Raw genomic sequence first — 13,950 nt, forward strand, 5'->3', positions numbered from 1 at the left:
GAGACCCCATCCGAGGGCCTTCCGGCGCCTTGGAATCGCACGCACCAGACCGCGTCCGCTTTCCGATCGAAGGTCACCCGACAGGCTCTCAGGCGTTCGGCGGCGTGCACTCCAGGAAGGGCTCCAGCAGGCCGGGGACGGCCTCGGAGGCGAAGCCGAGGCCCTCACTCGCACCGGCGTCGTACACCGTGTAGGCGCCCGCTCCGGCCGCCGTCGTGGCGGTCACGCTCAGCAGCCCCGCCCGCCGCTGGAAGTACGACTGCCTGACCGTCCAGCCGATCACTCCGGCCCGCTCCAGTGCGGCGGTGGACCGCCGTACGATGCCGGAGCGGGTCACCAGATAGTCACCGCTGAGGGCGTGTCCCAGGCCGCGGTACGCATCACGGGCCAGGAACACGCCGACCGGCAGCCCCACCACGGCGCAGCCCAGGGCAACCCAGAGCAGGACGGGCGTCAGCAGCACGCCCAGGACACCAAGGATCAGCACGGGAGCCAGGACGGCCCAAACCGCCCGGCGCAGCCGTCTGCCACGGGCCGCGAGGGGGTGTGGGATCAGCGGGGCACCGGTCGGGGCCGTGGTCTCGCGCAGCGCGTCGGCGGCCACGGCGTCGGCGACGCTGCGGGGCGCGGCGGGCAGCAGGGTGTTGTGGTCGCCGTGCTGCTCCTCGTCGTCCTTGGCGAGGCCGGTGGTGATCGCGTCCACCCGGGCGGCGCCGAACAGCCGGATACCGAGCGGTTCGACGACGTCGACGCCGCGCAGTCGGCGCTCCTCGATGGTGACGGACCGGGAGGTGAGGAGCCCGCGCCGGATCCGCAGGGTGCCGCCGGGTTCGCGCTCCAGGCGGTAGCTCCACCACCTCTCGATCCAGAGGCCGAGCGCGCCGAAGACCCCGGCGACCGTCACGGTGACGGCGAGGATCACGGTCGTCGTGAGCAGCGAGGTGTCCCGGAAGCGGTCGCCGATCCAGTGGAGCACCTGGCCCTGTTCCCCGAACCAGTCGCTGACCTGCAGCACCGCCCCGGCCGCCGCACCGCCGAGGGCGGGGGTGACGAACGAGACCGGTGCGTAGCGGATCCAGCGCGGGTCGAGTGCGGCGAGCTCGCCCTCGCGGTGGGTCCCGGGCGCACCGGTGGCCGCGTGGGTCAGCAGTTCGTGGCGGAGCCGTTCGCCCTCGCTCCTGCGGACCGGGTCGAGCTCCAGGGTGGCCTCGTTGCCGGTGTGCTCGCCGGTGCCGATCCGGACGGTGACGAGGCCGAGGATCCGCAGCAGGGGGTGGGCGGTGAGGTCGACGCTGCGGATGCGTTCGCGGGCCAGTGAGCGCTTCTCGACCAGCAGCAGCCCGGTGTGGAGCTCGACGCGCTCGGCGCCGATGCGGTAGCGGGTGCGGCGCCAGCGTATGTAGTCGCCGCCCGCACCGCAGCCGATCAGTACGAGCACGCCGGTCAGCACCCAGGCGACGGCGGCCGCGAGGCCGAGCCGTCCGGCCAGGCCGAGCGTGGTGGGCACGGCGGCGCCGGCCGCCACGCCGGCCGAGACGAGCGCGGTGACGAGGACCGTCCGCCGGTCGAGCTGCCGCCAGCCGGCTCCGGCGGCCGCCCCGGGATCCGTACCGTCCCGGTCCGATCCGCCGGCCGGTGAGGCGAGCCGCTCGCTGCCCGTGCCGTCCGCGACCTCACTCATGTGGCGTCCCCGGGCGTGTCCTGGGTGATCCTGGTCAGCCGCTCGGCCAGTTCGGCGGCGAGCTCGTGGTCGAGGCCCGCGATCTTCAGGGCCCCCTCGGCGGAGGCGGTGGTCACGGTGACCGAGGCCAGCCTGTACAGCTGCTCCAGCGGGCCGCGCACGGTGTCGACGGTCTGGATCCGGGACATCGGCGCGATCCGCCACTCCTGCCGGATCACGCCGGTCCTGATGTACACCGCCTCGCCGGTGACCTCCCAGCGGTGGGTGCGGTACCACCAGCGGGGGAAGAAAACGGCGCAGGCCGCACCGAGGGCCGCGAGGACCACGGCGGGCAGCAGCAGCCAGAACCGGGCGGGCGCGATGAGCGCGCCCAGCACGGCCAGGACGGCCACCGGCGCCGCGGTCAGCAGCAGCCACTGGGTCCGCCACCAGCCGACGGCCCTCGGGTCCGGCGTGTTGTTCGGCGGCCGGAGCCGCACCGTCCTCTCCCCCGTGGTCATCGGATCAGCGGCCCCGCCGCGTGCGGTAAGCGGCGACGAGGGCGGCGGTCGAGCTGTCCAGCTGCTCGCCCCCTGTGCCCTCGGTCAGCACCGGCTCGATCTTCTTGGCGAGAACCTTGCCGAGCTCGACGCCCCACTGGTCGAAGGAGTCGATGTTCCAGACGGCGCCCTGGACGAAGACCTTGTGCTCGTACAGCGCGATGAGCTGGCCGAGGACGGACGGCGTCAGCCGGTCCGCGAGGATCGTCGTCGTGGGGTGGTTGCCCCGGAACGTCTTGTGCGGCACCAGCTCCTCGGCGACGCCCTCCGCGCGGACCTCGTCCGGCGTCTTGCCGAAGGCCAGCGCCTGGGTCTGGGCGAAGAAGTTGGCCATCAGCAGATCGTGCTGGGCGACGAGCCCGGGCAGCAGGTCGGCGACCGGCTCGGCGAAGCCGATGAAGTCGGCCGGGATGACCTTGGTGCCCTGGTGGATCAACTGGTAGTAGGCGTGCTGCCCGTTGGTGCCGGGCGTGCCCCAGACGACCGGTCCGGTCTGCCACTCGACCGGATTGCCGTCCCGGTCCACGGACTTGCCATTGGACTCCATGTCCAGCTGCTGCAAGTAGGCGGTGAACTTGGACAGATAGTGGCTGTACGGCAGTACGGCATGCGACTGGGCGTCGAAGAATGCGCCGTACCAGATGCCCAGCAGGCCGAGCAGCAGAGGGGCGTTGGCCTCCGCCGGGGCGGTGCGGAAGTGTTCGTCGACGAGGTGGAAGCCGTCGAGCATCTCGCGGAACCGGTCCGGTCCGATGGCGATCATCAGCGAGAGACCGATGGCCGAGTCGTACGAGTAGCGGCCGCCGACCCAGTCCCAGAACTCGAACATGTTGGCGGTGTCGATGCCGAAGTCCGCGACCTTCTCGGCGTTGGTAGAGAGCGCCACGAAGTGCTTGGCGACCGCGTCCCGCTCGGCCCGAAGGCCGGTCAGCAGCCAGTTGCGGGCGGAGGTGGCGTTGGTGATCGTCTCGATCGTGGTGAAGGTCTTCGACGCGACGATGAACAGCGTCTCGGCGGGGTCGAGGTCGCGAACGGCCTCGTGCAGGTCGGCGCCGTCGACGTTCGACACGAAGCGGACGGTGAGCGAGCGGTCCGTGAAGGAGCGCAGCACCTCGTACGCCATGGCGGGGCCCAGGTCGGAGCCGCCGATGCCGATGTTGACGATGTTCTTGATCGGCTTGCCGGTGTGGCCGGTCCACTCCCCCGACCTGATGCGGTCGGCGAAGGCCGCCATCCTGTCGAGCACGGCGTGCACGGCGGGCACCACGTTCTCGCCGTCGACCTCGATCACGGCGTCGCGCGGGGCGCGCAGCGCGGTGTGCAGGACGGCGCGGTCCTCGGTGGTATTGATCTTCTCGCCGCGGAACATGGCGTCACGCAGCTCGGCGACTCCGGTGGCGTCGGCGAGCTCGCGCAGCAGTCGGAGCGTCTCGTCGGTGACCAGGTGCTTGGAGTAGTCGAGATACAGATCGCCGACCCGGAGGGTATATCCGGCCCCGCGCTCCGGATCGTCGGCGAACAGCTGCCGCAGATGCGTCCGCCCGAACTGCTCGCGGTGCTTGCCGAGAGCGGTCCACTCGGGCGTGTGATTGAGCTTGGTTCGGCTTTGTGCGTTCATCCCGGATATCAGCCCACTTCTTCTCGTACGTGCACATGCCCCGCTGCCCCTCCAACTTAATTGATCAGAGGGGCTGACAAGGCGACGGAGAGCTGCGGCGCCGACAAATGCACTCCGGCCGGCCACCCATGGGGCGACCGGCCGGTGAACAAAAACTTGCCGGGAGGGGTACTAGATTTCGCCCCGGAGTTTGGCCAGGGCCTCGGCGAGGATGGCCTCGCCGTCCGCATCGCTGCGACGCTCACGTACGTACGCAAGGTGCGTCTTGTACGGTTCGGTGCGCGGCGGGTCCGGCGGGTTGTCCCGGTCCTGACCGGCCGGGAAGCCACAGCGCGGGCAGTCCCAAGTGTCCGGTGTCTGCGCGTCACTGGCGAAGCTCGGCTGCGTCTCGTGCCCGTTCGAGCACCAGAAGGAGATGCGGAGACGCGGCGCGGACTCGCCCCGCTCGGCCTCCCCCATCGGCCCCGCTCCGACCCGGCTTCCCCGGATCGCGTTGCCACTTGCCACGGTCGTAACTCCCTGCGTGATGGTGCTCGAAGATGCCCCAGTCTACGTAAGGCCCAACGCGCGTCCAGTGAAAGGAGTTACACCCTCACCGGGAATCGCGGACGCCGGGTCAGTTGTCCAGCTTCATCAGCAGACCAAGCACGACAATGCATGCGAACCATCCCAGACCGACCACCACGGTGATCCGGTCGAGGTTTCGCTCGGCGACCGAGGAGCCGCCGACGGACGACTGCATACCGCCACCGAACATGTCGGAGAGGCCGCCGCCCTTTCCCTTGTGCATCAGCACCAGCAGCATCAGCAGCAGGCTGAAGACGATCAGGGCGATCGAGAACCCCATAACCACGGCTGGTCCCTACTTTCCGGAATTCCCTTGGACTGCTCTAACGGACAACGGGGGCCGGGAGGACAATGACCCCCACGGCCCCCGCAAGGGTACGACGGATCGGCGCTACCGCATACTCACTGGTCGCGGAAGCGGACGATCTTGACGAACTCGTCGGCATCCAGTGCGGCGCCGCCGATCAGGGCGCCGTCCACGTCGGACTGCGCCATGATCGCCGCGACGTTCCCGGACTTCACCGAGCCGCCGTACTGGATACGGACGGCGTCGGCCAGCTCCTGCGAGTACAGCTCGGCGAGGCGGCGGCGGATCGCACCACAGACCTCCTGCGCGTCCTCGGGGGTGGCGACCTCACCGGTGCCGATGGCCCAGACCGGCTCGTAGGCGATCACGATGGACTCGGCCTGCTCGGCCGGGATGTCCTTCAGGCCGCCGTCGAGCTGCGCGAGGGTGTACGCGACCTGGTCACCGGCCTTGCGGACGTCCAGGCCCTCACCGACGCAGAGGATCGGGGTCAGGCCGTGCCGGTACGCGGCCTTCACCTTGGCGTTGCAGATCTCGTCGTTCTCGCCGTGGTACTGGCGGCGCTCGCTGTGGCCGACCGCGACATAGGTGCACTTCAGCTTGGCGAGCATGAAGCCTGAGATCTCACCGGTGTACGCGCCGGAGTCGTGCGCCGAGACGTCCTGGGCGCCGTACTTGATCTTCAGTTTGTCGCCGTCGACCAGCGTCTGCACCGAGCGCAGGTCGGTGAAGGGCGGCAGGACGGCGACCTCGACGGCGTCGTAGTCCTTGTCGGCCAGGGCGAAGGCGAGCTTCTGGACGTGCGCGATGGCCTCGAGGTGGTTGAGGTTCATCTTCCAGTTGCCCGCCATCAGCGGGGTACGGGTGTTCATGAAAGGTCAGTCCTCCAGTGCGGCAAGGCCGGGAAGCGTCTTGCCCTCGAGGTATTCGAGGCTGGCGCCGCCACCGGTCGAGATGTGGCCGAATGCGTTCTCGTCGAAGCCCAGGATGCGGACGGCAGCGGCGGAGTCGCCACCGCCGACGACACTGAAGCCCGAGGAGTCGACGAGGGCCTGGGCGACCGCCCGGGTGCCCTCGGCGTAGTCGGGGTGCTCGAAGACGCCCATCGGGCCGTTCCAGAAGACGGTGACGGCGTCGGCGAGCTTCGAGGCGTACAGCTTGTTGGTCTCGGGTCCGTTGTCCAGACCCATCACGCCGGCCGGGATGGCGTGCGCGGGCACGGTGCTGTGCTGGGTCGGCGCCTTGGTCTTGAGGTCCGGGAACTGCTCGGAGACCACGACGTCGACGGGGAGCACGAACTCCACGCCCTTCTCCTCGGCGCGCTTCAGATACTCCAGCACCGCCGGGATCTGGTCCTCCTGCAGGAGGGAGCTGCCGACCTCGTGGCCCTGGGCCTTGAGGAAGGTGTACGCCATGCCACCGCCGATGAGGATGCGGTCGGCCCGCTCCAGGAGGTGGTCGATGACGCCGAGCTTGTCGGAGACCTTGGAGCCGCCGAGCACGACGGCGTACGGACGCGCGACGTCCTCGGTGAGCTTCTTCAGGACGCCGACCTCGGTGGCGATCAGGTCGCCCGCGGCGTGCGGCAGCCGGGCCGGGAGGTCGAAGACCGAGGCGTGCTTGCGGTGGACGGCTCCGAAGCCGTCGCCCACGTACACATCGGCGAGCTCGGCGAGCTGGTCGGCGAACGCGCCGCGCTCGGCGTCGTCCTTCGACGTCTCGCCGGGATTGAAGCGGAGGTTCTCGATGACGGCGACCCGGCCGTCGGTGAGGGCTGCGACCGTGGCGCGGGCGGACTCGCCGACCGTGTCGGTCGCGAAGGCGACGTCGGCGCCGATCAGCTCACCGAGCCGGGCGGCGGCGGGGGCCAGGGAGAAGGCCGGGTCCGGGGCGCCCTTGGGGCGGCCCAGGTGCGAGGCGACGATGACCTTCGCACCGGCCGCGGCCAGCTTCTCCACGGTCGGCTGGACGGCGCGGATGCGGCCGTCGTCGGTGATGGTGGTGCCGCTCAGCGGCACGTTGAGGTCGGCGCGGACGAATACGCGCTTGCCGGTGACCCCTTCGGCGAGAAGTTCGTCGATCGTCTTCATCTTGCTGGACTCCTTGGAGGGCGGGAGAGCATGCAACGGGGCTCGAACGGCGCTGCGTTGCGCTGTCCGAGCCCCGTGCTCACATCGAGGTGCCTGCCGATTCGACGGTCAGAGCTGGCTGCCGACGAACACGGTCAGGTCGACGAGGCGGTTGGAGTAGCCCCACTCATTGTCGTACCAGCCGATGACCTTGACCTGCGTGCCCTCTGCCATGGTCAGCAGGGAGTCGAAGGTGCAGGACGCCTGGTCCGAGACGATGTCCGAGGACACGATCGGGTCCTGGGTGTAGACGAGCTTGCCCTTGAGCGGGCCTTCCTCGGCGGCCTTCTGGAAGGCGGCGTTGACCTCGTCGCGGGTGACCTCGCGCTCCAGCGTGATGACCAGGTCGGTGACCGAGCCGGTCGGGACCGGAACGCGCATCGCGATGCCGTCGAGCTTGCCCTTGAGCTGAGGGAGCACCAGAGCGGTGGCCTTGGCGGCACCGGTCGTGGTCGGGATGATGTTCTCCGCGGCGGCGCGGGCGCGACGCAGGTCGGAGTGCGGGAAGTCCAGGATGCGCTGGTCGTTCGTGTACGCGTGAACCGTCGTCATGAGGCCCTTGACGATGCCGAAGTTCTCGTCCAGAACCTTGGTCATCGGCGCAACACAGTTGGTGGTGCAGGAGGCGTTGGAGATGACGTGGTGGTTGGCCGCGTCGTACTTGTCCTCGTTGACGCCCATCACGATGGTGATGTCCTCGTCCTTGGCCGGAGCCGAGATGAGGACCTTCTTGGCACCACCGGCGATGTGCTTCTCGGCGTCGGCCTTCTTGGTGAAGATGCCGGTCGACTCGATGACGACGTCGACGCGCAGCTCACCCCAGGGGATGTCGGCCGGGTTGCGCTCGGAGAGCACCTTGATGGTGTGGCCGTCGACGGTGATGCTGTCGGCGGTGTGGCTGACCTCGGCCTTCAGACGACCCAGAATGGTGTCGTACTTCAGAAGGTGGGCCGTGGTCGCAGTGTCACCCAGGTCGTTGACAGCCACGATCTCGATGTCCGCACCCTGCTCCAGCAGCGCGCGGAAGTAGTTACGACCGATGCGGCCAAAGCCATTGATGCCTACGCGGATCGTCACGAACCGATCTCCTCGTTAGGTACGCCGGTTTTCGACGCCGGCGAGTTGTATAGGGATGTCCCCGACCGCCTCCGACCCTACCTCTCCGAGGGCCCGTGAGTGACATCGAGCGGGCCCGGAAGCGCCGTGGGGGCCCGTACTCCCCGGTTGGAGTACGGGCCTCCGGATACTCGGCTGCGCACGCAGCGATGATTACTGTCTGTCAACACCTGCGGGAATGCCACGCGTTCCGCTTTCGGCCCACTTCCGCCGCTGCTTCTTCTCAGCCCACCAGGCCGTCGGCGAGCTCTTCGCTGAGGGTGGATTCCGTCCCCGGGATACCGAGGTCCTGGGCCCGCTTGTCGGCCATGGCCAGGAGTCGGCGGATCCGGCCGGCGACCGCGTCCTTCGTCAGCGGCGGGTCGGCGAGCGCGCCCAGTTCCTCCAGGGAGGCCTGCTTGTGCTCCATGCGCAGCCGTCCGGCCGCCGCGAGGTGCTCGGGCACCTCTTCGCCCAGGATCTCCAGAGCACGTCCCACGCGGGCACCCGCGGCCACCGCGGCCCGCGCGGAGCGGCGCAGATTGGCGTCGTCGAAGTTGGCCAGCCGGTTGGCGGTGGCGCGGACCTCGCGGCGCATCCGCCGCTCCTCCCAGGCCAGCACCGACTCATGGGCGCCCAGCCGGGTGAGCAGGGCACCGATCGCGTCGCCGTCGCGGACGACGACCCGGTCGACGCCGCGCACCTCGCGTGCCTTCGCCGCGATGGAGAGCCTGCGGGCCGCGCCGACCAGCGCGAGCGCCGCCTCCGGGCCCGGGCAGGTCACCTCCAGCGAGGAGGAGCGGCCCGGCTCGGTGAGCGAGCCGTGGGCCAGGAAGGCCCCGCGCCAGGCGGCCTCGGCATCGCAGGTGGCCCCCGAGACCACCTGCGGCGGCAGACCGCGGATCGGGCGGCCGCGGCCGTCCACCAGGCCGGTCTGGCGGGCCAGCTGATCGCCGCCCGCCACCACCCGTACGACATAGCGGGAGCCGCGCCGCAGACCGCCGGGGGCCATCACGATCAGCTCCGAGCTGTGCCCGAAGATCTCGAGAATGTCCCGCTTCAGCCGGCGTGCCGCCATAGCGGTGTCCAGCTCCGCCTCGATCACAATCCGGCCACTCACCAGGTGCAGCCCGCCCGCGAACCGAAGAATCGCCGAAACCTCTGCCTTCCTGCAGCAGGTCCGGGTCACGGGAAGCCGAGAGATTTCGTCCTTCACCGCTGGCGTCATCGCCATGGGCCGATCCTTCCATGCATCCGAAAAATACGGTCGTACGCGGCGGCCAACAGCTCCGGATCATGGATCGGAACGCCGTCGGGTGAGGCCACCGGCGCCAGCTCGACCGCGGCACCGAGCCGCTTGGCGGCTTCGGCGAGGGACTCGCGATCGGGCACGGCGGCTTCGTCGGCCAGCACCACGTCCAGGGCGAGTTTAGGGGCGTGTCGTCCCAAAACCTCCAAATGACGCTGCGGAGAGAAGCCATCAGTTTCACCGGGTTGCGGTGCGAGGTTGAGCGAGAGGACCTTGCGGGCCTTCGTCACGACGAGCGCGTCGAGCAGTTCCGGTACGAGCAGATGCGGGATCACCGAGGAGAACCACGATCCCGGGCCGAGCACCACCCAGTCCGCGTCCAGGACCGCCTCGACCGCCTCCGGGACGGCCGGCGGGTCGTTCGGGACGAGGTGCACGGACTGCACCTCACCGGGAGTGAGCGCCACCGTCGCCTGGCCGCGCACCGTGTCCACGTCGTCCGGACGGGCCGGGTCGTGGCCCCGTACGAGCGCCTGGAGCTCCAGCGGCACGGCGGACATGGGCAGCACCCGGCCGTGCGCGCCGAGGAGCTTGCCGACCAGGTCCAGGGCCTGCACATGGTCGCCGAGCTGCTCCCACAGGGCGACGATCAGCAGATTGCCGACCGCGTGCTCGTGCAGATCGCCCTTGGACTGGAAGCGGTGCTGGATGACCTGGGCCCAGGTCTGGCCCCAGTCGTCGTCGCCGCAGAGCGCGGCGAGCGCCTTCCGGAGGTCGCCGGGCGGCAGGACGCCGAGCTCCTCGCGGAGCCGGCCGCTGGAGCCGCCGTCGTCGGCGACGGTGACCACGGCGGTGAGATCGCCGGTGATCCGGCGCAGCGCCGCGAGCGACGCGGACAGGCCCATGCCGCCGCCGAGGGCGACGACCTTGGGATGCTGGGCGCCGCGCTTGCGGGCGGAGAGCGCAGAGGTGGCTCTGCGCAGCCGCCGCAGGCGCACATTACGACTGGTCACTCGCGCCCCATGTCCCGGTGGACGAGGACGGTCTCGATTCCTTCGGTGGCGAGCCGCGCGGCGAGCTTCTCCGACATCGCGACGGAGCGGTGCTTGCCGCCCGTGCAGCCGACGGCGATCGTCATATAGCGCTTGCCCTCGCGGCGGTAGCCCGCGGCGACGAGCTGCAGCAGCTCGGTGTACTGGTTGAGGAACTCCTTGGCGCCCGGCTGGTCGAAGACGTACGCCGACACCTCCTCGTTGAGCCCGGTGAACGGGCGCAGCTCCGGGACCCAGTGCGGGTTGGGCAGGAAGCGGCAGTCCACCACCAGGTCGGCGTCGACCGGCAGGCCGTACTTGAAGCCGAACGACATCACCGTGGCGCGCAGCTCCGGCTCCTCGTCGCCGGCGAACTGGGCGTCCATCTTGGCGCGCAGCTCGTGCACGTTGAGGCTGGAGGTGTCGATCACCAGGTCGGCGTCGCCGCGCAGCTCGCGCAGCAGGTCGCGCTCGGCCGCGATGCCGTCGACGATGCGGCCGTCACCCTGGAGGGGGTGCGGGCGGCGGACCGATTCGAAGCGGCGGACCAGCGCGTCGTCGGAGGACTCCAGGAAGACGATCCGCCGGGTGACGTGCTTGGCCTCGAGGTCGGCGAGGGATTCCCGGAGGTTGTCGAAGAAGCGGCGGCCGCGCACGTCGACGACGACGGCGATCCGGGCCACATTGCCCTGTGACCGGGCACCCAGCTCCACCATGGTGGGGATCAGCGCGGGCGGCAGGTTGTCGACGACGAACCAGCCGAGGTCCTCCAGACATTTGGCGGCGGTGGACCGCCCGGCGCCCGACATACCGGAGATGATCACCAGCTCGGGGATGGCCGCAGTGGCATCACCCGTCTCGATCGTGGTGCCCGTACTCACGTGTCCTGCTCCGTCTGCTCGGTCTGTGCGGTCGTGCGCGCGCTCTTGCTCGTGCTGCTGCTCGTGCTGGTTCTGCTGATTGTGCTCTTGTTCCTGCTCGTGCTCAGTCATGTTGCGCTGCCCCCGTCGTCCTCTTCAATGATCTCTCCTGTCGCCGTGTTCACGGCGGGCGCGGCCGGGGCGGCCGAGGCGAGGGCGACAGCCACTGATTCCGCCGTCCTGCGGCCTATTCCCGAAACCTCGCAGATCTCGTCGATTGTCGCCTGCTTCAGCCTCTTCACGGAGCCGAAATGCTTGATCAACGCCTGCTTCCTGGTCTCGCCGAGTCCGGCGACTGCATCGAGAGGGCTGGAGCGTATGCGCTTGGCCCGCTTGGCGCGCTGGTAGGTGATGGCGAAGCGGTGGGCCTCGTCGCGGACGCGCTGCAGGAGGTAGAGGCCCTCACTGGAGCGGGGCAGGACCACGGGGTCGTCGTCGTCGGGCAGCCAGACCTCTTCGAGACGCTTGGCGAGGCCGCAGACGGCGATGTCGTCGATCCCCAGCTCGTCGAGGGCCCGCTTGGCCGCGGCGACCTGCGGCTGACCACCGTCGACCACCACGAGCTGCGGCGGGTAGGCGAACCGCTTGGGGCGGCCGTCGTCCTCACGGGACTCGATCTCGAAGGGGCCGGCATCGGAGGCTTCCGGGGCCGGGACGGCTCCGGTGGGGACAGGGATCTCCTCCCACTCCCCCGTCCGTTCCTTCTCCTGCAGGTACCGCTTGAAGCGGCGGCCGATCACCTCGTGCATCGAGCGGACGTCGTCCTGGCCCTCGAAGCCCTTGATCTGGAAGCGGCGGTACTCGCTCTTGCGGGCCAGACCGTCCTCGAAGACGACCATGGAGGCGACCACGTCGTCGCCCTGGAGATGGGAGATGTCGAAGCACTCGATGCGCAGCGGAGCCGTATCGAGGCCGAGGGCCTCGGTGATCTCCTCCAGGGCGCGGGAGCGGGTCGTCAGATCGGAGGCGCGCTTGGTCTTGTGCAGCCCCAGGGCCTGCTGGGCGTTGCGCTGGACCGTCACCATCAGGTCCTTCTTGTCGCCGCGCTGCGGGATGCGCAGGCTGACCTGGGAGCCCCGGCGGTCGGCGAGCCACTGGGAGACCGCTTCGGGATCCTCCGGAAGGGCCGGGACGAGGACCTCCTTGGGGACGGAGTCGCCCGTCTCCTCCCCGTACAGCTGCTGCAGGGCGTGCTCGACGAGGCCCGAGGTGCCGACCGCCTCGACCTTGTCGGTGACCCAGCCGCGCTGGCCGCGCACCCGGCCGCCGCGGACGTGGAAGATCTGCACGGCGGCCTCCAGCTCATCCTCGGCGAGAGCGATCAGGTCGGCGTCGGTGGCGTCGGCGAGGACGACGGCGCTCTTCTCCATGGCCCGCTTGAGGGCCTCCACGTCGTCGCGGAGCCGGGCCGCCCGCTCGTACTCCATCTCCTCGGCCGCCGCCATCATGTCCTTCTCCAGGCGGCGGATGTACGTGCCCGTGCGGCCGGCCATGAAGTCGCAGAAATCGTCCGCAAGTTCGCGGTGTTCCTCGGGGGTGACCCGGCCGACGCAGGGCGCCGAGCACTTGCCGATGTAGCCGAGGAGGCAGGGGCGGCCGGTCCGCGCGGCGTTCCTGAAGACACCTGCGGAGCACGTGCGTACGGGAAAGACCCGGAGCATCAGGTCGACGGTCTCGCGGATCGCCCAGGCGTGCCCGTACGGACCGAAGTAGCGCACGCCTTTCTTCTTGGCACCGCGCATGACCTGCACGCGCGGGAACTCCTCGTTGAGCGTGACCGCGAGGTACGGATAACTCTTGTCGTCCCGGTACTTGACGTTGAACCGGGGGTCGTACTCCTTGATCCAGGAGTACTCCAGCTGGAGCGCCTCGACCTCGGTGGCGACGACGGTCCACTCGACGGAGGCGGCCGTGGTGACCATCGTGCGCGTACGGGGGTGGAGATTGGCCAGGTCCTGGAAGTAGTTGGCCAGGCGCTGGCGCAGGCTCTTCGCCTTCCCGACGTAGATCACCCGGCGATGCTCGTCGCGGAATCTGTAGACCCCCGGGGAGTCGGGGATCTGTCCCGGCTTGGGGCGGTAGCTGGAGGGGTCTGCCATGTCTCCCACCCTACTTGCGGGCAGTGACAGTGCGGTGACGTCCGGGGTGATGCCGTGCTCCGGGGCGTACCGCGTCCCGTCGTCGCCGGTGGCGATGTTCACCACCTGCCAGGCGCCGGACGTCCCCGCCTCGGGGACGGTCCGGAGGGACGCCTTGGGAGTGACCCGGCCCGGGGCGTCGGGCGTCAGGCGTCAGGACCGGCGATCAGCTTTCCGCCCTCGACCCTGACCGGGACGGAGGGCAGCGGCACGGTCGCCGGACCTTGCACCGCCTTGCCGGTGGTCGTGTCGAAGCGGCTGCCGTGGCAGGGGCAGTTCCCCTCGTTGTCCTCCACCTTGTCCAGCAGGCAGCCCGCGTGGGTGCACTGGGCGCTGAACGCCTTGAACTCGCCCTTGGCCGGGCAGCTGACGACGACCCGCTGCTCGCGGTAGAGCTTGGACCCGCCGACCGGCACCTCGTCCGGGGAGCCGAGCTCGACGGGGGCGGTGGGGGTCGGCGTCTGGGCGTGCCCGAGCTTCGATTCGGTCGAACAGGCGGTCACTCCCAGCCCGGCGACACCGGCGAGAGCGGCACCCTTCAGCACGGTACGGCGGGCGGTGGGCTGGCCGGACATGCGGACTCCACGGGGTGAGAGGGGTGGGACGAAGAGGGGGCGTCGGAGAGACGCCGGCTGCACCAGGGGTACCGGAAGGCACCCGGGGCACTACCGGCATC

Annotated in this window: 13 protein-coding genes; all 13 read right to left on the reverse strand. The window is 69.8% G+C overall.

All coding sequences use genetic code 11. From position 1 onward, the window contains the following. Positions 1–88: 88 nt before the first annotated feature. Complete coding sequence (locus tag ACWD6R_RS13760) at positions 89–1,681, reverse strand: PH domain-containing protein (protein WP_451818865.1); 1,593 nt, start codon at positions 1,679–1,681, stop codon at positions 89–91. Beyond that, positions 1,678–2,181, reverse strand: a complete 504-nt coding sequence (locus tag ACWD6R_RS13765; RefSeq protein WP_451818866.1) for a PH domain-containing protein — start codon at positions 2,179–2,181, stop codon at positions 1,678–1,680. Before ACWD6R_RS13765 ends, ACWD6R_RS13760 begins: the two co-directional genes overlap by 4 nt. Before the next feature lie 4 nt (positions 2,182–2,185). Further along, positions 2,186–3,838: a glucose-6-phosphate isomerase gene (gene pgi, locus ACWD6R_RS13770; protein WP_451818867.1), complete on the reverse strand. Its 1,653-nt coding sequence runs from the start codon at positions 3,836–3,838 to the stop codon at positions 2,186–2,188. A gap of 171 nt (positions 3,839–4,009) precedes the next feature. Next, positions 4,010–4,345, reverse strand: a complete 336-nt coding sequence (locus ACWD6R_RS13775) for an RNA polymerase-binding protein RbpA (RefSeq protein ID WP_078839979.1) — start codon at positions 4,343–4,345, stop codon at positions 4,010–4,012. A gap of 109 nt (positions 4,346–4,454) precedes the next feature. Next, a complete protein-coding gene (gene secG, locus ACWD6R_RS13780; protein ID WP_078839980.1) occupies positions 4,455–4,691 on the reverse strand; it encodes a preprotein translocase subunit SecG in 237 nt (78 codons plus the stop codon). A 116-nt stretch (positions 4,692–4,807) separates the two neighbouring features. After that, entirely contained in the window at positions 4,808–5,584 is a 777-nt protein-coding gene (tpiA, locus tag ACWD6R_RS13785) for a triose-phosphate isomerase (RefSeq protein ID WP_451818868.1), read from the reverse strand. 6 nt (positions 5,585–5,590) lie between these two features. Continuing rightward, positions 5,591–6,802 carry a phosphoglycerate kinase gene (locus ACWD6R_RS13790; RefSeq protein ID WP_451818869.1) on the reverse strand — a complete coding sequence of 404 codons (1,212 nt, stop codon included), beginning with the start codon at positions 6,800–6,802 and terminating at the stop codon, positions 5,591–5,593. A 108-nt stretch (positions 6,803–6,910) separates the two neighbouring features. Further along, entirely contained in the window at positions 6,911–7,918 is a 1,008-nt protein-coding gene (gene gap / locus ACWD6R_RS13795; protein ID WP_451818870.1) for a type I glyceraldehyde-3-phosphate dehydrogenase, read from the reverse strand. A gap of 262 nt (positions 7,919–8,180) precedes the next feature. Continuing rightward, complete coding sequence (whiA, locus tag ACWD6R_RS13800; protein ID WP_030919772.1) at positions 8,181–9,170, reverse strand: DNA-binding protein WhiA; 990 nt, start codon at positions 9,168–9,170, stop codon at positions 8,181–8,183. Further along, positions 9,161–10,198, reverse strand: a complete 1,038-nt coding sequence (locus ACWD6R_RS13805; RefSeq protein ID WP_451818871.1) for a gluconeogenesis factor YvcK family protein — start codon at positions 10,196–10,198, stop codon at positions 9,161–9,163. Before ACWD6R_RS13805 ends, whiA begins: the two co-directional genes overlap by 10 nt. After that, the gene (gene rapZ / locus ACWD6R_RS13810) at positions 10,195–11,208 is read right to left on the reverse strand and encodes an RNase adapter RapZ (protein ID WP_451818872.1); all 1,014 of its coding nucleotides are present in this window, start codon (positions 11,206–11,208) and stop codon (positions 10,195–10,197) included. Before rapZ ends, ACWD6R_RS13805 begins: the two co-directional genes overlap by 4 nt. Further along, entirely contained in the window at positions 11,205–13,235 is a 2,031-nt protein-coding gene (gene uvrC / locus ACWD6R_RS13815; protein ID WP_451818928.1) for an excinuclease ABC subunit UvrC, read from the reverse strand. Before uvrC ends, rapZ begins: the two co-directional genes overlap by 4 nt. A 185-nt stretch (positions 13,236–13,420) precedes the next feature. Then, positions 13,421–13,849 (reverse strand): Rieske (2Fe-2S) protein, encoded by a 429-nt coding sequence (locus ACWD6R_RS13820; RefSeq protein WP_451818873.1) that lies wholly within the window; start codon positions 13,847–13,849, stop codon positions 13,421–13,423. Positions 13,850–13,950 lie beyond the last annotated feature (101 nt).

This window comes from Streptomyces sp. NPDC005151, assembly GCF_053599875.1.

Coding starts and splice junctions, on each gene's coding strand:
- ACWD6R_RS13760 (WP_451818865.1), bottom strand. CDS start 1,681: ATGAGTGAGGTCGCGGACGGCACGGGCAGCGAGCGGCTCGCCTCACCG.
- ACWD6R_RS13765 (WP_451818866.1), bottom strand. CDS start 2,181: ATGACCACGGGGGAGAGGACGGTGCGGCTCCGGCCGCCGAACAACACG.
- pgi (WP_451818867.1), bottom strand. CDS start 3,838: ATGAACGCACAAAGCCGAACCAAGCTCAATCACACGCCCGAGTGGACC.
- tpiA (WP_451818868.1), bottom strand. CDS start 5,584: ATGAACACCCGTACCCCGCTGATGGCGGGCAACTGGAAGATGAACCTC.
- ACWD6R_RS13790 (WP_451818869.1), bottom strand. CDS start 6,802: ATGAAGACGATCGACGAACTTCTCGCCGAAGGGGTCACCGGCAAGCGC.
- whiA (WP_030919772.1), bottom strand. CDS start 9,170: ATGGCGATGACGCCAGCGGTGAAGGACGAAATCTCTCGGCTTCCCGTG.
- rapZ (WP_451818872.1), bottom strand. CDS start 11,208: ATGACTGAGCACGAGCAGGAACAAGAGCACAATCAGCAGAACCAGCAC.
- uvrC (WP_451818928.1), bottom strand. CDS start 13,235: ATGGCAGACCCCTCCAGCTACCGCCCCAAGCCGGGACAGATCCCCGAC.
- ACWD6R_RS13820 (WP_451818873.1), bottom strand. CDS start 13,849: ATGTCCGGCCAGCCCACCGCCCGCCGTACCGTGCTGAAGGGTGCCGCT.